General features: G+C 66.5%; 17 protein-coding genes and 1 tRNA gene. 11 read left to right on the forward strand and 7 right to left on the reverse strand.

Going from position 1 to position 24,948, the window contains the following annotated elements; genetic code table 11:
• Positions 1-74 precede the first annotated feature (74 nt).
• From U5817_RS06800 to U5817_RS06810, 3 genes are read left to right on the forward strand one after another with little or no spacing between them, the layout of a single operon-like run.
• Complete coding sequence (locus tag U5817_RS06800) at positions 75-3,434, forward strand: DUF2126 domain-containing protein (protein ID WP_407280138.1); 3,360 nt, start codon at positions 75-77, stop codon at positions 3,432-3,434.
• Positions 3,435-3,442: 8 nt separating this feature from the next.
• Positions 3,443-6,058 (forward strand): circularly permuted type 2 ATP-grasp protein, encoded by a 2,616-nt coding sequence (locus tag U5817_RS06805; RefSeq protein ID WP_169128810.1) that lies wholly within the window; start codon positions 3,443-3,445, stop codon positions 6,056-6,058.
• 2 nt (positions 6,059-6,060) lie between these two features.
• Positions 6,061-6,963: a transglutaminase domain-containing protein gene (locus U5817_RS06810; protein WP_407280139.1), complete on the forward strand. Its 903-nt coding sequence runs from the start codon at positions 6,061-6,063 to the stop codon at positions 6,961-6,963.
• A gap of 30 nt (positions 6,964-6,993) precedes the next feature.
• On the opposite strand, the gene U5817_RS06815 is transcribed toward U5817_RS06810, so the two are convergent.
• From U5817_RS06815 to tssJ, 6 genes are read right to left on the reverse strand one after another with little or no spacing between them, the layout of a single operon-like run.
• A complete protein-coding gene (locus tag U5817_RS06815; RefSeq protein ID WP_407280140.1) occupies positions 6,994-8,133 on the reverse strand; it encodes an Imm71 family immunity protein in 1,140 nt (379 codons plus the stop codon).
• A complete protein-coding gene (locus U5817_RS06820) occupies positions 8,130-9,665 on the reverse strand; it encodes a hypothetical protein (RefSeq protein ID WP_407280141.1) in 1,536 nt (511 codons plus the stop codon). The genes U5817_RS06815 and U5817_RS06820 overlap by 4 nt, the downstream gene beginning before the upstream one ends.
• Before the next feature lie 3 nt (positions 9,666-9,668).
• A complete protein-coding gene (locus U5817_RS06825; RefSeq protein ID WP_407280142.1) occupies positions 9,669-12,497 on the reverse strand; it encodes a type VI secretion system Vgr family protein in 2,829 nt (942 codons plus the stop codon).
• Positions 12,498-12,502: 5 nt separating this feature from the next.
• A complete protein-coding gene (gene icmH, locus U5817_RS06830) occupies positions 12,503-13,273 on the reverse strand; it encodes a type IVB secretion system protein IcmH/DotU (protein WP_169128800.1) in 771 nt (256 codons plus the stop codon).
• Positions 13,270-14,613, reverse strand: coding sequence for a type VI secretion system baseplate subunit TssK (gene tssK / locus U5817_RS06835; RefSeq protein WP_407280143.1), 1,344 nt, complete (start codon positions 14,611-14,613; stop codon positions 13,270-13,272). Before tssK ends, icmH begins: the two co-directional genes overlap by 4 nt.
• A 20-nt stretch (positions 14,614-14,633) precedes the next feature.
• The gene (tssJ, locus tag U5817_RS06840; RefSeq protein ID WP_407280144.1) at positions 14,634-15,242 is read right to left on the reverse strand and encodes a type VI secretion system lipoprotein TssJ; all 609 of its coding nucleotides are present in this window, start codon (positions 15,240-15,242) and stop codon (positions 14,634-14,636) included.
• 190 nt (positions 15,243-15,432) lie between these two features.
• Between tssJ and U5817_RS06845 the strand changes: the two genes are divergently transcribed.
• The 8 genes from U5817_RS06845 to tssH are packed head-to-tail and all read left to right on the forward strand — an operon-like array spanning position 15,433 to position 24,753.
• Complete coding sequence (locus tag U5817_RS06845; RefSeq protein ID WP_407280145.1) at positions 15,433-16,050, forward strand: tetratricopeptide repeat protein; 618 nt, start codon at positions 15,433-15,435, stop codon at positions 16,048-16,050.
• Positions 16,051-16,103: 53 nt separating this feature from the next.
• Positions 16,104-16,625, forward strand: a complete 522-nt coding sequence (gene tssB / locus U5817_RS06850; protein ID WP_169128786.1) for a type VI secretion system contractile sheath small subunit — start codon at positions 16,104-16,106, stop codon at positions 16,623-16,625.
• Positions 16,622-18,109: a type VI secretion system contractile sheath large subunit gene (gene tssC / locus U5817_RS06855; RefSeq protein WP_407280147.1), complete on the forward strand. Its 1,488-nt coding sequence runs from the start codon at positions 16,622-16,624 to the stop codon at positions 18,107-18,109. Before tssB ends, tssC begins: the two co-directional genes overlap by 4 nt.
• A gap of 30 nt (positions 18,110-18,139) precedes the next feature.
• Positions 18,140-18,676: a type VI secretion system tube protein Hcp gene (locus U5817_RS06860; RefSeq protein WP_169128766.1), complete on the forward strand. Its 537-nt coding sequence runs from the start codon at positions 18,140-18,142 to the stop codon at positions 18,674-18,676.
• A 52-nt stretch (positions 18,677-18,728) separates the two neighbouring features.
• Positions 18,729-19,208, forward strand: a complete 480-nt coding sequence (gene tssE, locus U5817_RS06865) for a type VI secretion system baseplate subunit TssE (protein ID WP_169128764.1) — start codon at positions 18,729-18,731, stop codon at positions 19,206-19,208.
• Between the two features lies 1 nt (position 19,209).
• Complete coding sequence (gene tssF, locus U5817_RS06870; RefSeq protein ID WP_169128762.1) at positions 19,210-21,042, forward strand: type VI secretion system baseplate subunit TssF; 1,833 nt, start codon at positions 19,210-19,212, stop codon at positions 21,040-21,042.
• Entirely contained in the window at positions 21,006-22,076 is a 1,071-nt protein-coding gene (gene tssG, locus U5817_RS06875) for a type VI secretion system baseplate subunit TssG (protein WP_407280148.1), read from the forward strand. Before tssF ends, tssG begins: the two co-directional genes overlap by 37 nt.
• Before the next feature lie 31 nt (positions 22,077-22,107).
• Positions 22,108-24,753 carry a type VI secretion system ATPase TssH gene (gene tssH / locus U5817_RS06880; RefSeq protein WP_407280149.1) on the forward strand — a complete coding sequence of 882 codons (2,646 nt, stop codon included), beginning with the start codon at positions 22,108-22,110 and terminating at the stop codon, positions 24,751-24,753.
• A 93-nt stretch (positions 24,754-24,846) separates the two neighbouring features.
• On the opposite strand, the gene U5817_RS06885 is transcribed toward tssH, so the two are convergent.
• Positions 24,847-24,925 (reverse strand) — tRNA-Ile (locus U5817_RS06885).
• Between the last annotated feature and the right edge of the window lie 23 nt (positions 24,926-24,948).

Raw genomic sequence — 24,948 nt, forward strand, 5'->3', positions numbered from 1 at the left:
TACAACAAGATCACATCCCCGAACGTCGCCGGCGGCTCGTCCGGCGACGTCCCGACAATCCGCGGAGATCCAGCGTGTCGATCCACGTCGCCCTGAACCACGTCACCCACTACAAGTACGACCGCCCGGTCCAGCTCGGACCGCAGGTCGTGCGCCTTCGACCGTGCCCGCACAGCCGCACGCGCATCCTGTCGTATTCGCTGAAGGTGCTGCCGGCCACGCACTTCATCAACTGGCAGCAGGATCCGCAGAGCAACTATCTCGCGCGCCTCGTCTTCCCGGACAAGACGCGGGAGTTCCGCGTCGAAGTCGACCTCGTCGCCGAGATGGCGGTGCTGAACCCGTTCGACTTCTTCCTCGAACCCGAGGCAGAGGAATACCCCCTCGCGTACAACGCGGAACAGCGCATCGAGCTCGCGCCCTACCTGCACCGCATGAGCGTCGGCACGGGGCTGGGCGAACGTTTCGCGGCGTATCTGGGAGCGATGCCGCGCGACAGGCGCCGCACCGTCGATTTCCTCGTCGACCTCAACGCGCAGTTGCAGCAGGACATCGCCTACCTGATCCGCCTCGAGCCGGGCGTCCAGACACCCGAGGAAACGCTCGAGAAGGGCAGCGGCTCGTGCCGCGACTCGGCCTGGCTGCTGGTGCAGCTGCTGCGCCATCTGGGGCTCGCGGCGCGCTTCGTGTCCGGCTACCTGATCCAGCTCACCGCCGACGTGAAGTCGCTCGACGGTCCGAGCGGCCCCGAGGCTGATTTCACCGATCTGCACGCGTGGTGCGAGGTCTATCTGCCCGGCGCGGGCTGGATCGGCCTCGACCCGACCTCCGGTCTCTTCGCCGGCGAAGGCCACATCCCGCTCGCGTGCAGCCCCGAGCCCTCGTCGGCCGCGCCGGTCAGTGGCGTCATCGACGAATGCGAATGCGATTTCGACCATGCGATGAAGGTCGAGCGCATCCGGGAGGCGCCGCGCGTCACCAAGCCCTACACGGAAGAACAATGGGCGCGCATCGAGGCCCTGGGGCACGCGATCGATGCTGAACTCGCGGCCCACGACGTGCGCCTCACGATGGGCGGCGAGCCGACCTTCGTTGCTGTCGACGATCCCGACGGCGACGAATGGAACACCACCGCGATGGGGCCGACGAAGCGCCTGCGCGCCGCCGACCTCTACCACCGCCTGCGCGAGAAATACGGCGCGCAGGGGCTGATGCACTTCGGCCAGGGCAAGTGGTATCCCGGCGAACAGCTCCCGCGCTGGTCGTTGAACGCCTTCTGGCGCCGCGACGGCGAGCCGATGTGGCGCGACGCGGCGCTGTACGGCGACGAGCGCAATCCCGCCGGCGCCGACGCCGCCCTCGCGAACCGCTTCCTCGCCGGTGTCGCCGAGCGGCTTGCGCTCGACCCGAAATATGTGTTCGACGCCTTCGAGGACGTCTTCTACTACCTGTGGCGCGAGCGCCGCCTGCCGGCCAACGTCGATCCCTTCGATGCCCGGCTCGACGATCCGATCGAGCGCGAGCGCCTGATGCGCGTGTTCTCGCACGGCCTGTCGAACGCCGCCGGCGCCGTGCTGCCGATCGCGCGCGATGCCGCCGGACACTGGGTCAGCGGCTCGTGGTTCCTGCGCTCCGAACGCTGCTACCTGATCCCCGGCGACTCGCCGCTCGGCTACCGCCTGCCGCTCGACTCGCAACCCTGGGTGAGCAAGAGGGACTATCCCTACCTGCATCAGCCCGACCCGACGCAAGCCTTCCCGCCGCTCGCAACGCATGCCGAAGTGCGCCGTCAGCTGCGGGACCATCCGGCGCGCGCCGCGGTGGGGGAGGGCGCGGCCGCCGCAGCCATGCGCGTGCCGGGCAAGCACGAATCGGCCGCGTGGATCACGCGCACCGCGATGTGCGCGCAGGCGCGCGAAGGCACCCTGTACATCTTCATGCCGCCCACCGGCGCGCTCGACGACTACCTCGCGATCGTCGCCGCCGTCGAGGCCACCGCCGCGGCGCTCGGCCAGCCGGTCATCCTCGAAGGCTATGCGCCGCCCGCCGACCCGCGCCTCGCGCATTTCAGCATCACGCCCGACCCCGGCGTGATCGAGGTCAACATCCACCCGGCCGCCAGCTGGGACGAGCTCGTCGAGCGCACCACTCATCTCTACGAGGCCGCGCGCGAGTCGCGCCTGTCGACCGAGAAATTCATGCTCGACGGGCGCCACAGCGGCACCGGCGGCGGCAACCATTTCGTGCTGGGCGGCGCGACCACCGCCGACTCTCCCTTCCTGCGCCGGCCCGACCTGCTCAGGAGCCTGATCGGCTACTGGCACAACCACCCCTCGCTGTCCTATCTCTTCTCCGGCCTCTTCATCGGCCCGACCTCGCAGGCGCCGCGCATCGACGAGGCGCGCAATGATTCGGTGTACGAGATCGAGGTCGCCTTCCGCGAGCTGGAGCGGCAGATCGGCCTCAGTGGACAACACTCCGAGCAAGGTCCGCCCTGGCTCGTCGACCGCCTGCTGCGCAACCTGCTCATCGACGTCAGCGGCAACACCCACCGCGCCGAGTTCTGCATCGACAAGCTGTATTCGCCCGACGGCCCCGCCGGCCGCCACGGCCTGCTCGAACTGCGCGCCTTCGAGATGCCGCCGCACGCGCGCATGTCGCTCACCCAGCAACTGCTGTTGCGCGGGCTCGTCGCGCGCTTCTGGCAGCAGCCCTACGCCCCGGAGCGCCTCGTGCGCTGGGGCACGGAACTGCACGACCGCTTCATGCTGCCGCACTTCGTCGAGCAGGACTTCGCCGACGTCATCGCCGAGATGAACGACTTCGGCCTGCCGATGCGCGAGGAATGGTTCGCACCACATTTCGAGTTCCGCTTCCCCAAGGTCGGCGACTTCGCCGTGCGCGGCATCGAGGTCCAACTGCGCCACGCCCTCGAACCCTGGCACGTGATGGGCGAGGAGGGCGGTGCCGGTGCCACCGTGCGCTACGTCGACTCTTCGCTCGAGCGCCTGCAGGTCAAGGTGAGCGGCATGGCGCCGGACCGCTACGTGCTGGCGGTCAACGGCGCGGCGCTGCCCTTGCAGGCGACCGGCACCGTCGGCGAGGCGGTCGCCGGCGTGCGCTACCGCGCGTGGCAACCGGCGTCCTGCCTGCACCCGACCATCGGTGTCGATGCGCCGCTGGTGTTCGACCTCGTCGACACCTGGATGAAGCGCTCACTCGGCGGCGCGCAATACCACGTCGCCCACCCCGGCGGGCGCAGCCACGATACTTTCCCGGTCAATGCCTTCGAAGCCGAATCGCGCCGTCTTGCGCGCTTCTTCCGCATGGGCCACACGCCCGGCAGCCGTCCCCTGAATATCGAACCCGTGCGACGCAACGCGGAGTTCCCCTTCACGCTAGACTTGCGGGGAGTTCCCAAGGCCAGGTCCTGACCCCGACGATGCCGCACCAGCTGCTCTCGCTCTACGCCCGCCAGTCCGGCCGCTACGATGAAATGCTCGCGGGGGCGGAGCACTTGCGGCCTCACTGGCAGCCGCTGTTCGAGGCGCTGGACGCCTCGACACCCGACCAGATGCGCGCGCGCCAGGCCTTCGTCACCGAGCGCATCCGCGAGAACGGCACCACCTACAACGTCTATGCCGACCCGCAGGGCGCCGACCGGCCGTGGACCCTCGATCCGCTGCCCTTGATCCTCCCGGCCGACGAATGGGCGCAGATCGATGCCGCCATCGCACAGCGCGCGGATCTGCTCGATCAGGTCCTCGCCGATCTCTACGGTCCGCAGAACCTGATCCGCAGCGGCGCGCTGCCCGCCGCGCTGGTCTACGGCCACAACGGCTTCCTGTGGCCCTGCCAGGGCACGCGCCCGCCCTCGGGCCACTTCCTGCACGTCTATGCGGCTGACCTCGCGCGCTCGCCGGACGGTCGCTGGTGGGTCATCGCCGACCGTGCGCAGGGCCCCTCGGGCGCCGGCTACGCGCTCGAAAACCGCCTGATCGTCTCGCGCCTGTTCCCGGAACTTTTCCGCGACCAACGCGTGCATCACCTCGCTGACTTCTTCCGCCACCTGCAGGACAGCCTCGCGCGCTGGGCCCCCGTCGATCCCGGCGAGACGCCCTTCGTTGTGCTGCTCACGCCCGGGCCCTACAACGAGACCTACTTCGAGCAGTCCTACCTCGCGCGCTACCTCGGCTTCCCGCTCGTCGAAGGCCAGGACCTCACGGTGCGCGGCGACGCCGTGTATCTGAAGACGCTCGCCGGACTCAGGCGCGTCCACGTGATCCTGCGCCGGCTCGACGACGACTACGCCGACCCGCTCGAACTGCGCGGCGACTCCTCGCTCGGCGTGCCCGGCCTCGTCGAGGCGGCGCGTGCCGGCCGCGTGCTCATGGCCAACGCGCTGGGCAGCGGCGTCCTGGAATCCTCGGGCCTGCTCGCCTTTCTGCCCAAGCTCGCCGAACACCTCCTCGGCGAGCCGCTCGCGATGCCGGCCGTCGCCAGCTGGTGGTGCGGCGAAGCCCCAGCGCTCGACTACGTCGTCGAGCATCTCGCCGAACTCGTCATCAAGCCCGCCTATCCCTCGCAACGCATGCAGCCGGTGTTCGGGCGCGACCTCGACGCCCGCGGGCGCGCGCACTGGACCGAACGCCTGCGCCATCGCCCGCACGCCTACGTCGGGCAGGAACTGGTGGAGCTGTCGCAGGCGCCGGTGATGCCCGACGCAGGCAGCCCGACCCTCGACCGCCGCGTCGTCGCGCGCGCAATCGGTGTGCGCGTCTATGCGGTCGTCACGCCCGAGGGATGGCGCGTGATGCCCGGTGGGCTCACGCGCGTCTCCGGCAGCAGCGACGTCGACATCCTGTCAATGCAGCGCGGCGGCTCGTCGAAGGACACCTGGGTCCTGTCCAAGGAGCCGGTGAGCCAGTTCAGCCTGCTCAAGGGCGAACTCGGCGCCGGCGACATCGTGCGTGCCGGCCCCGAGATCGCCAGCCGCACCGCGGAGAACCTGTTCTGGCTCGGCCGCTACGCCGAGCGCGTCGAAAACAGTGCCCGCCTGCTGCGCTTCGCCTGCGACAGGCTCAGCGAGGAAGGCGAGGCGGCCGCAGGCGCGGCTGTACTCGGGGAAGCGGTGCGCGGCGAGGCCCGGGGCGAGCTCTTCGAGGAACCGGGCGTCCTCGTCACCGCCGTCGGCTACTGCGAACTCTTCGGCCTGCTTCCGCCCGCCAAAGAGCGGTCCGTCGCGCGCCGCCTCGTCGAAGGCGCGCTCGACGAGAACGGCCCCGCCAGCCTCGCCGCCAACCTGCGCCGCGCCGTGTGGGCTGCGACCCAGGTGCGCGACCGCCTGTCCCTCGACCACTGGCACTCCCTCAACCGCCTGCACGACATCCTGCGCCGGCAGCGCCCGGACGGCGCCGCGCCTGCCGACATCGGCGCGCTGCCCTCGACGCTGGACCGCGTGCTGCTCGGCTGCATCTCGCTGTCGGGCTTCGCGATGGACGAGATGATGCGCGACAGCGGCTGGCGCTTCCTGATCCTCGGCCGCCGCATCGAGCGCCTGCAATGTCGCAGCCGCGTCGTCGCGCATTTCCTCGAGGCCTGCGGCGGCCAGCCGGCCGGCGTCGACGCCTTGCTGGAGCTGTCCGACTGCGCCGAAGCCTATCGCCAGCGCTACCTGCGTACGCCCGACATCCTGCCGACGCTGGACCTCGTCGTGTTCGACACCGACAACCCCCATTCGGTGGCGTTCCAGACCGACATGCTGCTGCGCTACCTCGAATCGCTGCAGCGCGAATTCGCCGGGTCCCCGGCGGGCGACTACGGTATCCCCGCGTTCCGCGACGCAGTGGCCGCGCTGAACGCCTTCTCGCTGCACGAGCTCGAAACGGGGCGCCCGGGCGGCGGTGCGATCGCGCAACGCTGCACCAACTGCGCCGGCTGCAACGATCTCGCGCGACGCCTGCGCACAGTGCACGACGCCTCGGCGACACTGTCCGACCGCATCGCCGAACGCTTCTTCACCCATGTCCTTCCCGCTGCGCGGGTGCTCTCGGCCTGAACATGCGCTACCACGTCCTGCACACCACCGAATACCAGTACGCGCAGGCGGTGCAGACCGCGCGGCATGTCCTGCACCTCGTTCCGCAGCCCCTGCCCTGGCAGGCGCTCGAACGGCAGTCCCTGCACATCGAACCCGAGCCGACGACGCACGTGCGCAGTGCCGACCCGTTCGGCAATCCGGTCGACCGTGTCGAGTTCGCCGCCCCGCACGACCACCTGCGCGTCGAGAGCGAACTGATCGTCGCCGTTGGGGAACGCCCCTGGCTCGCCATGCCGGGCGACGGCCCTGCCTGGGAACAGGTGCGCGACGCCCTCGACTACCATGCCGCCCCGCTCGGAGACGCCGTCGCCGACGCCCAGCGCATGCGCTTCGAATCGCCCGGCGTGCGCGTCAAGCGCGAACTCGAAGAGTACGCAGCCCCCTCGTTCGCCCCCGGTCGTCCGGTGATCGACGCCGCCCGCGACCTCATGCGCCGCATCCACGCCGAGTTCCGCTACGACCCCGAAGCCACCGAAGTCGGCACCTCCGTCGTCGAGGTGCTGGAAAACAAGCACGGCGTCTGTCAGGACTTCGCCCACCTCATGATCGGATGCCTGCGTTCGCTGGGCCTGGCCGCACGCTACGTCTCCGGCTACCTGCGCACCGACCCTGTGCCGGGGCAGGCACGGATGACCGGCAGCGACGCCTCCCACGCCTGGGTCGCCGTGTTCGTTCCCGAAACCGGCTGGATCGAATTCGACCCCACCAACGATTGCCTCGCCGACGAACGCCACATCGTCCTTGCCTGGGGCCGCGACTTCGGCGACGTTTCCCCGTTGCGCGGCGTCATCCAGGGCGGCGGCGAGCACACGCTGAAGGTCGGCGTCACGGTCAGCCCACAGAGTGCCGACGGCGACGCGTGATGCGGTGAAGGCCGGAGCCAGGCTCGAGTCTCAGATCGTCGGCGCAGCCTGATCCGGCGCCCACTGCCAGAACGTCTGCCCGTAGTCGCCGCCGAGCGCGGGCATGATCTCGCCTTCGTTGAAGTATCGTCGGCTACTCGCCTGGGCCGGCGTGAGCCACCATCCGGCTTCCGGGCAGGGCTGGCCAGCGGGGACGTTGGGGCGGGCCTCGCCGGAGGCCGTCTGCGCTCCGTCAGCCCCGCCGGGCTGAAACTCCTTCCAGGGTGGAGCGGGGTACTCCGGGCAGCGGAAGGTGTAGTCGGCCTCTTCGGGGGGGATGGTGCCGTCCTCGTAGCGGTCGTCGCGCCAGAGCAGCTGCCAGACGGTGGGTCGGCCGTCGTCGCGGTCGGCGTCGCCCTCGAACGAGATGTTGGGGGCGGGCGAGCCGCCGTGCAGGTAATTCATCGTGCCGTCGAGCGGCAGGCGCACGCCGGGCGGGATGAGTGGCTTGCGGAACAGGCCGAGAAAGCCGCCGGAGAAATCCGCCTTGACCGGCTCCCAGATGCCCGAGCAGGGCACGGTATCGCCGCTCCGGACGAGCTGCGGCGGCAGGACGGCGGGCACCGGCGGCAGTTCGCCGTCGGGAAGGGTGGTCTTGTCGCGCAGGAAGTCGGGCCCGCGGTAGGCCATCAGCCCGAGGGGGGCAGGTTTGTCGATGTAGCGGTCTTCGAGAATGTAACGGTAGATTTCCCCCCATGCGCGGCCGGCGCTCGTGAAAACGGCCTCGAATTCGGCCCACAGCGGCGATTTCATGGCAGCGACACAAGTGCCTTCACCGAACTCGTGGAAGCTGATGTCTCTGCCCCAGACTTGCATTGGGACGCCCGCCTGATAGAAATGCCCGTGCTGGCCGAGGAATTTGAACGGGCGTTTGTCGCCGCGCAGGAGACGCTTCAGGCATTCGGCGAAGCCGCAATAGCAGGCATAGTCGCTTCGGAAATTCCCGAATCCGAAGCGGCCGGCTTGCCGGGCCTCTTCAAAGGCGCGCTGGTAGGTGTGCATCCAGCGGTCGTAGTACTTCCCGACCCGTGCCCAGGCGGTGTACGAGGAGTTCTTCTTCAACATGTAGAAGATGCGGCGGCGCTCCTCCTCGTTCGGGAGGGTGTCAAGGTTGTAGGTGAAGTCGTTCATTGTTTCGCGGTCCGCGTTGCGGGGATGGGGGCGCGTTCGTCCTTGGCAGCAAGTTCGCGCGCGCCGAGGCGAGCTGTCTGGATGGTGGCGGTGCCGGGCATGCGGAGGTAACCCCAGACGCCGTTGGCGTCGCTCCAGCCCGTCGGGCGCAACTCGAAAATCATGCCGCCGGACTTCACGGTCTGTGGTTTGCCGGTGGCGATCACTGCTTCGCCCGCGGTCTCGAGTGCGGCCTTCGTCGCGGAATCCAGGTCGATGACCGCCTGCAGCGCGCCGCCGGGGAGATACTGACCTGGAATCCGGGCGCCGCTCTGCTCGGACACCTTGCCGACGCAGGCCTTGATGCGGTCCGGTTCCGCGACGCGACCGACGACCACGAAGCCATCGCGGTTGAATTCGTCGAGCACGCCTGTTGGTCCGCGCCATTCCTTTGCACTGGCCGGCACGGCGCCGAGTCCCCACCATCTTCCGTCAGGGATTGTCGCGCGGACTTCGGTTCCGTGCGTGACTCCTTGCGGGCCGAACAGGCGATACAGTACCTCGTCTTCCTTCATGGTCCGGTTCAGGATTTTGCCGGAGAAGGCGGGAATGCCAATCAGTTTTCCCCACGGGTCGGCCGATTTCATCAGATCCGGATACCCCGCCTCATGCCGATAGAGGTGGGAGACTCTCTCGGGATCAGCCGGATTTTGCGCCCAGCCCCCCCTGCGGCTGCGGGTTGCGCCGGTTTCGGCATCAATCAGCCGCAGTTCGTCTGCGTAGGTGACCGTTTTCGTGCCGCTGGCCGCCGTGTGCTCGAATGTCCTGGCTGTCGTTTCGCCGCCGGAACGAATGTATGCCTGGATTTCCAGTAGTGACTGATCCAGCTCCCGGATCGCAGGAGGAATGCGTACCGCGGCAAGTTCGTTCAGCGTTTTGAGGCCTTTCGTCAAGCCGTCGAGGCGGGTGCGCATCGATGGCGACAGGACGCCGGAAAATTTCGTTTTGAACCCGTCGAGTCCCGTGTAGATGGTGACGATCAGGCCGCTGGATTTTTGAAGGATCGCAGTTTGATAGTCGGAAAACCGCAGTTGCAGCAACCACTTCTCGGCATTCCCCGTGCCCGTCCGGTTCAGGAAGGCGGTGATGTCCTTTGCGGTCTCGGCCATGTAGGCGGCCCTGGCGGCGCCGGTAAGATTGGCGCTGGTCTTGGCGACGCTGATGACCATTCTGCCGACTCCCTTGATGACCCCACCTATCACAGGGATCAGGGCGAACAGGAGCACGACGAGCAGCGCCCACTCGAACTTGTCTTCACGTTTGGCCGGGTCGTCAACCATCCCGATGGTGACGGCGATCAGGTCGCGTACGGCGGTTACGTCTCCGACCACCGGAATCATCCCGATCACCGCGTCCACGATGATCTGGGGCAGGGAAGCCTTTTCATTGAAGGCGCCTTGCGCGGTGCCCCACAACCAGTCTCCGACCTCGAGCGAAACGGCCTGGAATTCCGACCACCAGTGCGTCTGGGCCGATGAATAAGTGCTACTCATTGCTCATTTTTCCTGGTTCAGATGTCCAGCGTATTTCTCGATCAGTGTGCTGATCGCCCGATCGTCGGGGGCGGTGCCGTAGTCCGGGTTGGGCGTCCGATGCTTGCGCCGATATACCGTCGCTGCCGGGCCGAAGCGGATTCGGGCAGAGCCGAACGGGACGTCGGTCAGTATTGCCGTGCCATTGGCATCGAGCTTTCCCTTGCGGACACTGCCATCCGGAAGCGTCGCCTCGAACTCGGCCCCATTCACGGGTTCATCGTCGTGGTAGCGGTGCTCCAACTCGATAGTCCCTTTGGGTGTATCGCCACGTGGTAGCGTCCCAAGTGCGGCCGGTCGATTCGCCGGTCCCTCGAACGCATGCCCCGCCCCCTTCACCGAAAACGTCCCCGGACAGGCGAAGGTGATGTCGGCGCCTTCGAGCGTGACCGAACTCTCGCCCGCCTGCAGGACAATGAGCTCCCTGGCGAGGACATGGATTTCGTCGTTCGAGCTGGTGACGGTTACCGACTGGTCCGCGAGGATTTCCATCGCATCGGTGTGCGCCTGTATCGTCTGGCTGCCGGTCGCGGCGATGCTCCTGATGCCGCCGGAGTGGCTGAACCAGCTCGCCCCTTCGCCGACCGTGGCGCTGAAGGTATGAGCGGCTGATGCGTGAAAGTCCTTCTGGGTCGTGGCGTGCAGGTGCCCGCCGGCAAACAGCAGGGTGCTTGCCGGCGTGGACAGGCCGATGTCGTCCGGCCCCTCGGTGACGATGAACGGTCGCGGGAAACGTTCGGCGGGGGCGTCCGGCTCGCGGCTGCCGGGGCGGGCCTTGGCGACGTCCTGGCCTCCGACCTTGCCCGTGTAGTGTCCGTCGCGTGCCGCGTCGATGGCGTCGATGAAGGCGCTCTGGTTCCTGTTGGCGGCCAGCGGGCGGGCCGATTGCGCCGCTGCCGCGTCGGAAAGGGCTTGCGCAGTGTGTTCCGCGCCCCGCAGCTGGCCGACCGCCTCGGCGACGTCCATCTGCGTCGAGGCGCCATTCGGGCGGGCGGTGGAGGAGATCAGCATGCCGTCGCCGGCGCGCAGGGCCAGCCAGCCGTCGCTGCGCAACTCGAGACCGGCGCCGCGCCAGGCGCCGCGCGAGGAGGTGTGCGGCGCCTGTTCGACCAGATGGCCGAGCGACAGCTGCGATGCCGTGTGAGTGCTGGCGAGCCGGGTACGCAGCTGTCCGGGCGTGTCGTCGGCGAGCCATTGATTGACGTCCTGTCCCCCGCCTGCATGGGTGTCGCTGCTCCAGCCCGAGATGACGCCGGGGTGGTTGGCGGCGCTCGCCTCGCCCGCGCTGAAAGGTGGCAGGTCGGTGCCGCCATAGAGCTGTCCGACGACCAGCGGGTGGTCGATGTCGCCGTCGACGAAATCGATCAGGACTTCGGTGCCGGTCCGCGGCAGGAAGTGACTCCCCCAGTCGGGGCCGGACAGCCATTCGGCCACGCGCACCCAGGTGCCGCTGCGTTCATCGCCGGGTGCGTGTTCGTCTCCCGTCGCCTGCCCCGCGATCGCAAGACCGCCCGGGTTGGGCCGTTCGCCACGTTGCCAGTGGAACTGGATCCGGATGCGGTGATCGCGATCCGTGGTCAGGGCGGCGCCAGCCTCTCCGACCACGAGCGCGGTTTCCGGGTATGCGGCCGGTTTTCTACGCGGCATGGGCAGCACGGGGGCCGCTGCGGGCTGCAGGACGAATTCGTTGCGGTAGCTGCCGCGCTCGATGCCATTGGCGGGCAGGAGTGCCGTGGCGCCGCTGCCGAGATTGTTCGCAGCCCGGTGTTCGACGCTGAGGACGGCAAAGTTCGCGTTTTCGCCGGCGAACTGCGCATGGCCTTCCAGCACGAAATGGCTGCCAGCGGCCAGGCCGCGCACGCTGCCATGCCCGCTCAGACGGCGGTAGCGGGCCTCATGCCCGGCAAGGGCGATATCGGCGTGCTCCGCCGCCGCAGTCTCTGCGTCGAAGCGGTAGGCGCCGCTGCCGTCATGGTCCTCGAGAGGGGGCAGGTCCATGTGGTCGATGCTGTTGCGGGCCTGCGCAGCCGTTGCGACCAGTGTGCGGTAATCCCAGGAGCTGCGGCTGAACGCATTGGCGCCGACCTGATGTTGTTCCGCCAGGGACTGGATGGTGTCGTCGGTCTCGGTGGCGTCCGCACGGTGGAAGCGGATGCGATCCTGAAGCGTCGATCCAGGTGCGGCATGATGGTCGAAGAGGACCATGCAGTGCCGTGCGCGTTCCGCGGCAGTGTCGCCCTGCGGCGTCTGTTCGTGTTCGAAGCGGAAGGAGATGCCTTCTTCCGCGAGCAGTCGCAGGAGAAAGTCGAGATCGCTCTCGCGGTGCTGGATGCAGAGACTGCGCCGGCGCAGCGTTCGGGTGACGTCGAAACGCCAGTTCGCGTGCATCCGATAGCCCGCGAACACGGCGTCGCACAAGCCGCTCAGGTCGAGATCCTGGTACACGCGGCTGCGTCGCCCCTGGGCGAGCAGCGCGAGCCAGGGGTCGAGCGTCAGGCGGTAGCGCGCGAGTCCGCCGTCGCTTCCGAGTGGCGCCGAGTGGGTACAGTAGCCGTGCCAGGTCCGCAGGTTTCCATCGGCGAGGCGCAAGCGCAGCGCGAACTGCGTGCCGAGCAGGTCGGACGGGGGGAGGTAGGCATTCGTCGCGATGCAGTCGACATCGAAGCGGAACAGTTCATTGACGGCTTCGCGTCCCGTCATGCTCTCGACGAGCAGCGGCGCCGGTACCGTCGAACGGATCTCGATCAGCCGCGAATGCTGGGACAGCAATGCCTCGAAATCGGTGCCTGGCATCGCGTTCAAGGCAGGGTGATGGTGATGTGGGGACGCTTCGCGGCAAGCTTGATGATGTCGCGATATCCGGCGAGGGTTGCCTGCGTTTCGTGGGCAAGGTGGGTGCGGATGCCCGTGTACGCGACCAGCGCGCTGAATGCCACCACCGCGACCGTGACCCATGCGGGCAAGCTGCGCCGAAGTTCGTGTGCAATGCTGTCGGGGCGGGCGCCGTGAGGGGCGAAACTCGCCTTGCGGCCCTTGATGTGGGCGATCTGCTCCCCGAGACGGGCCGTCAGGTAAGCGAGCTTCTCGGGGCCTTCGAGCAGGTACTTGCCGCGGAAGCCGAGGAGCAGGCACATGTGGAACACCTCCAGTGCCTGTATCCGCCGCGCGCCGGCGTCGCGGGCGGCGCCAAGCTTGTCGAAGAAGTATTCGCCGGCGAGCTGGTCGCCGAACAGGCTCAGCTGCAGCGGGCGGCGTTCCCAGTCGTCGCGGATGGACAGGCGCGAAGACAGGATGGCCTCGTCGACGGTTGCGCAGAAGGCGTACTTCGCATCGAAGATATCCTCGGGCGCGAAGTCCTGTTTCTTGGCCTGGCGCTCGAACTCCCCGAGGAAGGCCGTGACGCTGTCGGAGAATTCCCGGGCCTCGCGGGGCGTCTTGTTGTTCTTGAGCAGGAACACCATGTAGAACCCTTCGTACAACAGGTCTGCGAGCGTGGTCCTGACAGTGGGGGGCGAGTGCGGCCCCGACATGGGGGCATTCTCGGCAAAGATCGACGGATTCGCGTTCATGAGTTGACTGCAATGAGCTCGAGCTTGAGTTCGGGGTAGCCGGTGGGCGTGTAAATGGTGATGCTGCGTGCCTTGAGCATGCGTTCGTACAGCGGGCCGTGGGGGTCCAGGCTGAAGTAGCAGGCCCCGGGGCGCACCGGGATGGCGGGCGGAACCTGGGCGCAATGCGTGAGCGGCACGCCGCCCATGGCAGAAAGCACCAGCTTGTCGACGTCGTCGGGCGCGCCGGCCTTGAAGCGTGCGGGTACCGACTCGATGATCTCCGACAGCGGCAGCGTTGCGGACACGGCGAGGAAGAAGCGGGTGTCCTGCGTGATCTTGTCCGAATCGATGCGACCCAGATGGAACGACGGTTTCTGCTCGTCCAGGTTGATCGCGAAATAACGCGTCGAGATCACGGTTTCCAGAAGGTTGCGCAGTATCCCGTCGATCTTCGCGAAGCACGAGGAAGGCCGTGCATGCTCGTAGGCTGGCAGGTCGGCGAGGGTGTGCGTCTTGGAGAAGGTCATCAGCCCGCCCGCGAGGCGCAGCAGTTCCTGGTACAGGCGCTCGGGATGGAGCGACGGATTCCAGTGGATGTGAGCGAGCGCCGCGAAGGCGCTGCTCGCCGTATGCAGCAGCCAGAAGGATGCGATATCGCCCGAGCGGAATTCGATGACGTTCTTCGACGGCTCGCGGTGGAAACCGTACAGGGCGTCGACTTTCGCCTGGAGTGAATCGAGCAGGCGCCGCAGCATCAGGTGCAGGGCAGGGGCGCCGTCCACGCGCAGGCTCGGCGCGATGAAACCCGGGTCGACCTCGTAGCCGTTGGTTGTGGTCCTGCGGAGGCGAACGAGTGGAAGCGTCAGGTATTGATCGGGCGCCTGTGTGCCTGCGATGAGGCGTGCCTGCTTGCGCAGCACGCCGAGCTCGGCCTCGACCGCATCGGTGAACAGGTCGGGCACCTGGCAGGTGTCGAGCACATACCGACAACCGCCCGGGTTGCTGTCGCCCGCGTCGTAGTTGTTGCCGAAGTCGCGCAGGTGATGGAGCGCCAGATGGAGTTCGACCTGTCCTGCGCCCCAATCGAGCTGATCCAGCGCAAGAGGCGCTGGCAGGCGGTCCTCGCCCGGTGCGAGATAGATCTCTCCGTCGGGCAGTACCACGTCGAGACGGTCGATGCGCAAGGACCCGTTCGCCAGCGCGTCACGATCCAGTTCGAGCGCACGAACGCCCCAGGCGAACGGCTCCGCGGTGAGCATGGCCCTGCGGATGCCCGTCTCGTGACGTGCATCCTGCTGCTGAAAGTGCTGCGGGCGAAGGAAGAGTCCTTCGCCCCAAAGGATCTTGGGGGGTGTCACGGTGTTGTGCGCTTCCTTGGTCAGGTACAGCGGACGCCCGACAGCGAACGGGCGGAAGCTGTTGTTGCGGGTTGGGCGAACTCCCCGGCCCCGGCCGTCATCGCACAGGCGTGGAAGGCGACCGCGATGCCGGTCTCCTGCGACGCCTCGCGATCGAAGGCCAATTTCCAGCGATTTGCCGCGGGGCGATGGAACTGTGCGGTGATGCCAATGACTTTGACATGGTCGGGCACTTGCTCCTCGAACCGGTAGGTCTTGCCTGGCAGCAGCGTCAGTTCGCGCACCGTCACCAGGTCATCCTGCAGCATGTTGCGCTCGGCTTCGGGCGTGCTGGCCTGTGCGTAGGTGAGACGGGCGAAGGCCGTGTTGCTGCGCAATTGGTAGATGCGCACGACGAGTGCGAGCGCGTCGCCCTTCCGGGTGGCATTGGTCGCAGGGCCGGTCGAAAGGGTCATCGCGACCGGGTGTACCGCCTCGGCGGCGGGCCGCTCGTCGGCCTTCTTCAGTCCGGCCGCTTCAAGTGCAACGCCCGCCACGGTTCCGGCGAGCTGTAGCGCCGACACGGTCGAGCAGCCAGTCGCCATGGCGAACAAGATGGCGGTCAGTACGACACGTACGGGGGCGCTCAAGAATCCCGTGGGCGCACGGTCAGGTAGCATTGTGGACGCATATAGCATAAAAAATAATGCCAGAAGATTGCATTTTGTGACGATGCAAATGTACTATGCCGGGCTTTGCGGCGCAATGCCGGTATGTCAAATCAATAATTCGGGGTTGGTGATGAAGATCGGAATTCCAGGAAAGGCAGCAGTTCTGGCGATGGCTGTGCTTGTTACGGGCTGCGCATCGACGCCGCAGAAGATGTCCCGGGACGACTACTCGCAGTACCTGAAGACGACTACGGTGCAGGTCGATCAGCTGCTCGCGGAGAGCAAGCGGGACGAGGCGGTGGGGCTGCTGGCAAAGGCGGCCGAGCTCGGTCCGGAGTCGAAGGAGCCATGGGTGCGAATCGCGCGGATCCAGTTCGATGGGGGCAAGTACGGCGAAGCGATCGTCGCGGCGGGAGAGGTCCTGCAGCGCGATCCGGCAGATCGCGTGGCGAAGAGCGTGCGTGCCGTGAGCGGATTGCGTGTGGCGACGGAATCCCTGGCCGATCTGCGCAACGACACCGAGATGACGGGCTCCGCGCGCGGCGATGCGGTCGCGCTGGCCAAGGTCATGCGCGAATCGCTCGGCGAGTCGGTGCTGATTCCCCCGCCCACGCCCGAAGAGCTCGAGGCGCGCCGGCTGGAGGAGGAGCGCGAGAGGAGTCTGAAGCAGAAGCCGAAGGCCAAGCCGAAGGCGCGCGTGAAGAAGGTCTTGCCCGCAGCCAGCGCCGGGCAGGAGCCGACAGCGACTGCTGCAAACGGTTCCGGGCCGTTCGGTGCGCTGAAGTAAGAAGCACCGACGGGGCGGCGCACGGTGCGCCGGTGACTTGCCAGGAGGCTATTGTGTCCAGGAAGGAAAGTATTCAGAAGCGTCTGCAGAAGGTCAGGCCGCCGCGTGTGCAGCTCACCTACGACGTGGAAAAGGGTGACGCCGTCGAACAGAAGGAGTTGCCCTTCGTGGTCGGTGTGCTCGGGGACTTCGCCGGGCAAAGCGAAGGTGGCGAGGCAAAGCTGCGTGACCGGAAGTTCGTCGGGATCGATGGCGACAATTTCGATGACGTGATGGACGCGCTCGCGCCGCGTGCCGCATTTCGTGTCAAGAACCGTTTGTCCGAGCAGGGCGGCGAGCTTGCCGTGGATCTCACGTTTCGGAGTTTCGAGGATTTTCGCCCCGAGTCGGTCGCGCGCCAGGTCGAGCCGCTGCGCAAATTGCTCGAAGCACGTGCGCGGCTCGCGGAGCTTCGCAACAAGCTCGCAGGAAACGAGAAGCTTGACGACCTGCTGAGCGACGTGCTCAGCAACACGGAGAAGCTGCGCTCCATCGGTGCGACGACCCCCTCGGCTGATTCGGGGGGCGAGCGATGAGTGCGCTGTCGCAAGCATCCGCCAATGCGGAAGTGGTCGGGGGCGACATTCCGCTCCTGGATCGCATCATCGAGGAGAGCCGTGTCGCCCGCTCGGAGTCCGAGCGCAGCCATGCGCGGGACATCATCGGCGAACTGGCGCGGCAGGTCCTGGAAGGCGAGGTCGTCGTGTCCGAGAACCTCTCGGCGTCGCTCGACGCCAGGCTTTCCGATCTGGACCGGCTCATCTCGGCGCAGCTCAGCGAGGTGATGCATGCCGCGCAGTTCCAGGCGCTGGAGAGTGCCTGGACCGGGCTGCATTACCTCTGTCGCCAGACCTCGACCGGCACTCAGCTGAAAATCAAGATGATGAACGCGACCAAGCGCGATCTCGTCAAGGATTTCAAGACCGCGATCGAGTTCGACCAGAGCGCGCTCTTCCGAAAGGTGTACGAGGAGGAGTTCGGCACCTTCGGTGGCTCGCCCTTCGGGGTCCTGCTTGGCCAGTACGAGATGACGCGCCAGCCCGAGGACCTCTACCTGCTCGAGCAGATGTCGCATGTTGCCGCTGCGGCGCATGCACCTTTCATCACCGCGGCTTCACCCGAGCTGTTCGGTCTCGAATCCTATGTCGAGCTGAGCCGGCCGCGTGACCTGTCGAAGGTGTTCGACACCGTGGAGTATGCGAAGTGGAAATCCTATCGCGACTCGGAGGATGCGCGTTACGTCGGTCTCACGCTGCCGCGTTTCCTTGGCCGCCTGCCGTATAACCCGATCGACGGAACGACGACCGAGGGATTCAACTTCGTCGAGGACGTCGACGGCGCGGACCACTCGAAGTACCTGTGGTGCAACGCGGCCTTTGCCTTTGGGGCGCGCCTCACCAATGCTTTCGAAAATCATGGATGGTGCGCGGCGATCCGCGGCGTGGAGGGGGGCGGCCTGGTCGAGGATCTGCCGGCGCACACCTTCCGCACCGGCGAAGGCGAGGTGGCGCTGAAGTGCCCGACGGAGGTTGCGATCACCGACCGGCGGGAAAAGGAACTCAGCGATCTTGGCTTCATCCCGCTCGTCCACTGCAAAAACACCGACTACGCGGCGTTCTTCGGTGCGCAGTCGACCCAGAAGGCACGCCGTTACGACACGGATGCGGCCAACGCCAACGCGTCACTTTCGGCGCAGCTGCAGTACATCTTTGCCGTGTGCCGCATCGCGCATTACATGAAGGCGATGATGCGCGACAAGATCGGCAGCTTCGCCAGTGCCGCCAACGTCGAGATGTACCTGCAGCGGTGGATCGACCAGTACGTTACCGCAGACGACACCGCTTCGCAGGAAACCAAGGCGCAGTTTCCCCTGCGCGAAGCCTCCATCGAGGTGGACGAGGTTCCCGGACGCCCCGGCGTCTATCGGGCGGTCTCTTTCATCCGTCCCCATTTTCAACTCGACGAACTCTCCGTTTCGCTGCGGCTGGTCGCCGAACTGCCGCAGTCCGGCAAGGCCTGATTGTTCGACTAATTCAAGGAGCTGAAGGCAATGAAGGATATCTACATCGAATTCAAGGGTAGCGACCTCAAGGGCGACTCGCGCGACACCAAGCACAAGGACCAGGTCGAGGTGTACTCGTGGTCGCACACCATCCGTCAGCCGAAGTCGGCCACCGCGTCGAGCGCCGGCGGGCACACCGCCGAGCGCTGCGAACACGGCGAGATGATCTTCGTGAAGGATATCGACGGAGCCAGCCCCAAGCTTTACCAGGCCTGCTCCTCCGGACTCATCGTCAACGACGCGATCATCTACTTCTACCGTGCGTTCGGCGGCAAGAACACGACCGGAAATCCGAGCGGCACGCAAAACCGGCACCAGTACCTGAAGGTCGAACTCAAGAACGTGCTGATCTCTTCGGTGTCGCCGTCGGTGTCGAGCGAGGGCATTCCGACCGAAACCTTCGCGCTGAAGTATTCGGCGGTGAAGTGGACCTACGACGAGCTCAATATCGACGGCAACAAGTCGGGCAAGGTGAACATCCAGGGTGCCTGGAACCTCGCGAAGAACGCTCCGAGCCTGACCTGAACCGTCCGGAAGTCGCGTGGGGCCCGGGGGCTGCCCGGGCTGCGCCGTCATCATGAAAGGGTTCGAACCCACCTTCTTCGACAAACTGTTCGACGACAGCCCTGCCGGCCCCGCCCGGCCCGTTCTGTCGCTCGAGCAACTGAAAGACTCGGTTGCCCGAGATCTTGAAGCCCTTCTCAATGCGCGTACGACCGTGGATGAATCTCTGGCCCTGTACCACCCCGAAGCGGCCAGATCGCCGCTCACGTACGGGCTGAGGGATTTCGCGGCCATGAGCCTGAACAATCCGCACGATCGCGCGGCGATCTGCCAGTCGATCGAGACGGCGATCGCCCGTCACGAGCCGCGGCTGCGGGATGTCGAAGTCCGGATCGAGCTGGATCGCCGCTCGGTCAATGCACTGTACTTTTCGATCAAGGCCCTGCTCGTAGTCCGTCCTGCCCGCGAGCCGGTCAATTTCGACGCCTTGTTGCAGCCGACGACCCTTCTCTACTCGGTGAATCGGCAGGCTCCGCGCAGCGGCCAGAATTGAAATGGAAGATCTCCTTCCCTATTACGAGCGCGAGCTTGCGTTCCTGCGCGGCAATTCCCGCGAGTTTGCCGAACGCTATCCGAAGATTGCTGCGCGGCTGCTGCTGAACGGCGAGGGATGCGACGATCCGCACGTCGAGCGGATGATCGAATCCTTCGCGCTGCTGTCGGCCCGTATATCGAGGAAACTCGAGGACTCGTATCCGCTATTCACCGAGGCCCTCCTGCAGGTCCTGTATCCGCATTACCTGCGCCCCTTCCCCGCCTGTTCGATTGCACATTTCGACGGCGGGGACGGGGCGTCGCAACTTTCCCGGCCTGCGGCGCTGCAGCGGGGAACGGAACTGCGGTCGCGGGCGGTGAATGGCGTCTCCTGCCGGTTCCGCACCGCATGGCGGGTGGAGCTGTTGCCGCTGCGCGTCGATGAGCTCCGCTTCGAGCCGGTTGCGAACATTCCGGCGGCCGTGCGCGCGCCGCTTGGCGTCTCGGGGATGCTGTCGTTGCGGTTTGCGGTTCAGGGAGGCGGTGGCGCGCTGGGGGGCATCGAACGGGTGCGCCTGTACATCGATGCGGAACCGTCTGTCGCAGCCGCGCTGCGCGATGCGCTGTTCCTGCGCGTTCTGCGGACGTGGGTGGAAGACGCGAGTGGTACCTGGCATCGGGTCGAGGGACCGGTGATCGGGGAGGTCGGTCTGGCGGCCGATGAGGCGCTGGTCGATTTTCCAGACAACGCCCATGATGCCTACCGTCACCTGACGGAGTACTTCGCCTTTCCCGAGAAGTACAACTTTTTCGATCTGCTTCTCACCCGCCTGCCGGGCGTTGCCCGCGGCGGAGGGGCGCTCCGTGTCCATTTTGCACTCAAGGACGTGCGGCCGGACGGAGAGATCGCCCGGCTTCTGGGCGGATTAGGCGGTGATTCCCTCAAGCTGGGCTGCGTGCCGGTGGTCAACCTGTTCCAGCGGCCCGGCGATCCGATCCGCCTCACGGGGCGCACGTCGACGTATCCCGTGGTCGCAGACGGACGCCAGGCGCATGCTTACGAGGTCTATTCGATCGACGCGGTCAGCCGCGTGAGTCGCAGGCCGGACGGCGAGGCGCAGACTGAATATCGCCCATTCTTTTCCCTGCGTCATGGCGAATCGCCCGGTCGGGATGGCCATTACTGGCACGCGCAACGCGACGCGCGCGTGGCGGAGCGCAGCCCCGGCTACGAGACTGCGCTAACGATCGTCGATGCCGGCTTCGAACCGCTCCAGCCCGGCACGGACATCCTGAGCGTAGCGCTCACATGCACCAACCGTGATCTTCCGGCGCGGCTCGCGATCGGCCTCGAGGGCGGCGACCTCCATGTGGAAGGCGGAGGCGCGGTACGAACGATCCGGCTCTTGCGCGTGCCGACGCTGTCGTGCCGCTTCAGTCATGAGCGTGACGGACTGTGGCGCCTGATCTCTCACCTGTCGCTGAATCACCTTTCCCTGACCGGCAACGGCCTCGCAGCCTTCAAGGAAATGCTCGGACTCTATGACGTGCGCCGCACGCCGGTGTCGCGACGCCAGATCGACGGGATCCGGGGCATCGAGCAGCGGGAGAAGACCTGCTGGATGGCCGGGCGCCCCTTCGCAAGTTTCGTTCGAGGGATCGAGGTGCGCCTGACGGTCGACGAGGACAGTTTCGTCGGCGCCGGTCTCGATGTCTTCGCGCGGGTTATCGATCGCTTTCTCGGTCTTTATGTGCAGTTGAACAGTTTCGTTCAGCTCGTGCTTGTATCGGTCAGGACAGGGGAGGAGCTCGTTCGATGCGAGCCACGCTCGGGCGATTCGATCCTGGTGTGATCGAGCAGCTCGTCGAGGCGCCGTACCGGTTTGAGTTCTTTCAGGCCGTACGTCTGCTCGATGGCCTGTTCCGTGGCGAGAACTCAGGGCGCCGGCACGGCGCCGATGTGCTGTCGGAGCGCATCCGTTTCCGCAACACCCTGCATCAGGGCTTCGCTCCCGCCGAGATCGAAGCCCTCGATGCGTGGCCGGACGACGCCGACGGCAACGACGGCCCGCAGCGCTGGCGCAAGGTCGAGATCATCCCTTACGCGATCGGGCTGCTCGGCGTGCATGGCGCCTTGCCCGCCCACTACACCGAGCGCATCTCGGAGCGCGAGCGCGTACACCGCGACCGTGCGGCGCGTGCCCTGCTAGATATCTTTGCCAATCGTGCGGTCGCGCAGTTTTACCTCGCATGGAAGAAGTACCGCCTGCCGCTCCAGTACGAGAGCGACCGCCGCAACCGCTTCCTGCCGCTGGTGCTGGCGGTGGCGGGGCTTGGTTTCGATGCCCTGCGCGAGCGGATGCGCGACGGCCCTGGGCGGATCGAGGACGAGGCGATTGCCCGCGTGGCGACGCTCCTGTCGCAGCGACCCTTGTCGGCGCGGGCGCTCGAACGCATTCTCGCCGGGCATTTCCGCGTACCGGTGCGCGTCGAGCAGTTCGTCGGAGCGTGGTATGCACTGCCCGACGATCAGCGCACCACCCTCGGTGGACGCAATGCCCTGCTCGGACTTACCGCCCTGTCGGGCGAACGGGTGTGGCAGCGCAACCTGAGGGTAAGAATCCACCTGGGGCCGCTTGCAGCGGCCGATTACCACGCATTCCTTCCCGGCGGCGAATCGGCAGCAGCCCTCGCAAAGTTGCTGCAGCTGGCGACCGGGCACCAGTTTGAATATGAAGTCCGGCCTTGCCTGCGTGCCGCGGATGTCCGTGCTGCGGCGCTCGGGGCCGCCATGAGCCCGCGTCTCGGGCGCGATGCCTTCCTTGTCTCGCGCCTGTCCGGCCGCGACCGGGACGATGCCGTCTATTCTCCCGGCGCGTGCCATTGAGCAACGCTTTCCCCATCCTGTCTCCGCTCCCATGAGTACATCCCTCAAGACCCTGATCTGCAAGCTCAACACGATTTGTCGCGGTGCCGTCGAGCGTGCCGCCAACCTGTGCATGGCGCACGGCCAGTATGAAGTCGACCTCGAGCACGTATTGCTTGCGTTGTGCGAGCGGCCGGCGAGCGACTTCGCGGCCGTCCTCGCGCGAAGCGGCGTCGGGATCCCGGCCGTCCGGCGCGATCTCGAGCGCGAGGTCGGCCGCCTTCGCAGCGGCAACGACCGCACGCCGGTCTTCTCGCCACGGCTGCAGCTTCTCCTGGAGCAGGCCTGGTTGATCGCATCGCTCGATGGGCGTTTGCCGCGCATCCGCTCCGGGCACCTGCTGCTGGCGATGCTGACCGAGTCCGGGCTGGCGCAGCTTGCCCTGCGTGCTTCGGCGCAGTTCGGTCGCGTGCGTGTTGACGAGCTCAAGCACAACTTCGACGAGGTCACGGCGGAGTCCGAGGAGTCGCGCGAGGTCGGCGGGGCAGGGCAGGGTTCCGAACCGGCCTCGGGAGAGGACCAGGAGGCGTCGGTCATCGACGGTCAGCGCGAGAACCCTGCACTGGAACGCTACACGACCAATCTCACGCGGAGCGCGCGCGAAGGAAGGCTCGATCCGGTGATCGGGCGCGACGCCGAGATCCGCCAGGTCATCGACATCCTGATGCGGCGGCGGCAGAACAACCCCATCCTGACGGGCGAGGCCGGGGTGGGCAAGACCGCCGTCGTCGAAGGTCTGGCGCAGCGCATTGCCGCGGGTGATGTTCCCGAGGCGCTGCAGGGTATCGAGTTGCATGTGCTCGACATGGGCTTGCTGCAGGCCGGCGCGAGCGTCAAGGGCGAGTTCGAGAACCGCCTACGCGGCGTCATCGACGAGGTGCGTTCGAGCCCGGTGCCGATCGTGCTCTTCATCGACGAGGCTCACACGATCATCGGTGCCGGCGGGCAGGCGGGGCAGAACGATGCGGCGAATCTTCTCAAGCCGGCCCTCGCGCGCGGCGAGTTGCGTACCGTCGCGGCGACGACCTGGGCGGAGTTCAAGAAATACTTCGAAAAGGATGCCGCGCTCGCGCGCCGCTTCCAGGTCGTGAAGGTCGAGGAGCCGTCCGAAGACGTCGCATCGGCGATGTTGCGGGGCATCGTGCCCCTGATGGAGCGGCATTTCGGCGTGCGTGTGCTGGACGAGGCAGTGACCGAAGCGGTGCGCCTGTCGCACCGCTACGTCAGTGGCCGGCAGCTTCCGGACAAGGCGATCAGCGTGCTCGACACCGCGTGCGCCCGGGTGGCGTTGTCGCACAGTTCGGTGCCGGGTCGCATCGACGACGCGGACAAGATGCTCGCGCGCCTGCGCGCCGAGGCCGCCGCGCTGGAGCGCGAGGCGCAGGACGGCGCCCTGCATTCGAAGCGCCTGAACGCGATTGGAGGGCAGATTGCGGCCGTGGAGGCGGAGTTGCAGGACCTGCGCGCGCGTCACGAGCGGGAAAAAGCGCTGGTGGCACAGATCGGCGACCTGCGGGGGCGTCACCGCGGCGAATCTGTCGTGGATGCGTCGGAGCGGTCCTTGCAGTCGCTTTCCGACGAGTTGAGGGCCATGCAGGGGGAAGATCCGATGGTGCCGCTCGAGGTCGATGGCAACGTCGTCGCCGGGATCATCTCGGCGTGGACCGGTATCCCGCTCGGCAGGATGGTCAAGGACGAAATCACCACGGTGCTTCAGCTCAAGCCGTTGCTCGAGGAGCGCGTGATCGGCCAGTCCCATGCGCTGGATGCGATCGCGCAGCGCGTTCGCACCGCGCGTGCGAATCTGGAGGATCCCGACAAGCCCAAGGGCGTGTTCCTGTTCGTCGGCCCCTCGGGCGTCGGAAAGACCGAGACTGCCTGCGCACTCGCGGACATCCTCTACGGCGGAGAGCGCAAGCTCGTGACGCTCAACATGAGCGAGTATCAGGAGGCGCATTCGGTTTCAGGCCTGAAGGGCTCGCCGCCGGGCTACGTGGGTTACGGCGAAGGGGGCGTGCTGACCGAGGCGGTACGGCGCAATCCCTATTGCGTGGTGTTGCTGGACGAGGTCGAGAAGGCGCATCCGGACGTCCTGGAGCTCTTCTTCCAGGTGTTCGACAAGGGCGTGCTCGATGACGCGGAGGGCAGGGAGGTCGACTTCCGCAATACGCTCATCATCCTCACCAGTAACGTCGGCTCGAGCCAGATCATGCATGCCTGCCTGAACAAGGCGAAGAAGGAGATACCTTCCGCCGATGAACTCGGTGAGTCCTTGCGTCCGGTGCTGTACCAGAACTTCAAGCCGGCCTTTCTGGGGCGCATGAAGGTGATCCCGTATTACCCGATTTCCGACGAGATGCTCGCCGAGATCATCCGGCTGAAGCTGCGCCGCATCGGCGACCGGGTGGCGGCCAACCACCAGGCGAGCTTCGAGTGGGACGAGAAGATCGTCGATGCGGTGTTGCAGCGCTGCACCGAAACCGACTCCGGGGCACGCAACGTGGATCACATCCTCAACGGCAGCCTGCTGCCCGACATCGCGGAGAGCGCGCTCGTCCGCATGGCCGAAGGTACTGCGATCAACGCGATCAAGGTGAGCGCCGACAAGCGCGGCGCGTTCCGCTATACGGTCCGCTGATTGCTGGACCGACTCGCGGCGCCGCCTGCGCGGCGCCTGCGTTCCGTCCGGAAAGACGAAGGGGTTACATCGTGCGATGTAACCCCTTCGATATGGTGGGCCCCCTGGGAGTCGAACCCAGCACCAACGGATTATGAGTCCGCTGCTCTAACCAGGCATGAGCTAGAGGCCCTTTAGCTGATTGCTGCCCCGGCG

Origin of the sequence: Aromatoleum evansii (assembly GCF_045689615.1) — a bacterium.
In the GTDB taxonomy this organism is placed as follows: Bacteria; Pseudomonadota; Gammaproteobacteria; order Burkholderiales; family Rhodocyclaceae; genus Aromatoleum; species Aromatoleum evansii.

What these genes read in the sequence shown, in the direction of transcription:
- tssE (WP_169128764.1), top strand. Translation starts at nt 18,729, where the DNA reads ATGAAAGGGTTCGAACCCACCTTCTTCGACAAACTGTTCGACGACAGC.
- U5817_RS06820 (WP_407280141.1), bottom strand. Translation starts at nt 9,665, where the DNA reads ATGAGTAGCACTTATTCATCGGCCCAGACGCACTGGTGGTCGGAATTC.
- U5817_RS06810 (WP_407280139.1), top strand. Translation starts at nt 6,061, where the DNA reads ATGCGCTACCACGTCCTGCACACCACCGAATACCAGTACGCGCAGGCG.
- tssC (WP_407280147.1), top strand. Translation starts at nt 16,622, where the DNA reads ATGAGTGCGCTGTCGCAAGCATCCGCCAATGCGGAAGTGGTCGGGGGC.
- tssG (WP_407280148.1), top strand. Translation starts at nt 21,006, where the DNA reads ATGCGAGCCACGCTCGGGCGATTCGATCCTGGTGTGATCGAGCAGCTC.
- U5817_RS06845 (WP_407280145.1), top strand. Translation starts at nt 15,433, where the DNA reads ATGGCTGTGCTTGTTACGGGCTGCGCATCGACGCCGCAGAAGATGTCC.
- U5817_RS06805 (WP_169128810.1), top strand. Translation starts at nt 3,443, where the DNA reads ATGCCGCACCAGCTGCTCTCGCTCTACGCCCGCCAGTCCGGCCGCTAC.
- tssH (WP_407280149.1), top strand. Translation starts at nt 22,108, where the DNA reads ATGAGTACATCCCTCAAGACCCTGATCTGCAAGCTCAACACGATTTGT.
- tssF (WP_169128762.1), top strand. Translation starts at nt 19,210, where the DNA reads ATGGAAGATCTCCTTCCCTATTACGAGCGCGAGCTTGCGTTCCTGCGC.
- U5817_RS06825 (WP_407280142.1), bottom strand. Translation starts at nt 12,497, where the DNA reads ATGCCAGGCACCGATTTCGAGGCATTGCTGTCCCAGCATTCGCGGCTG.
- icmH (WP_169128800.1), bottom strand. Translation starts at nt 13,273, where the DNA reads ATGAACGCGAATCCGTCGATCTTTGCCGAGAATGCCCCCATGTCGGGG.
- U5817_RS06815 (WP_407280140.1), bottom strand. Translation starts at nt 8,133, where the DNA reads ATGAACGACTTCACCTACAACCTTGACACCCTCCCGAACGAGGAGGAG.
- U5817_RS06860 (WP_169128766.1), top strand. Translation starts at nt 18,140, where the DNA reads ATGAAGGATATCTACATCGAATTCAAGGGTAGCGACCTCAAGGGCGAC.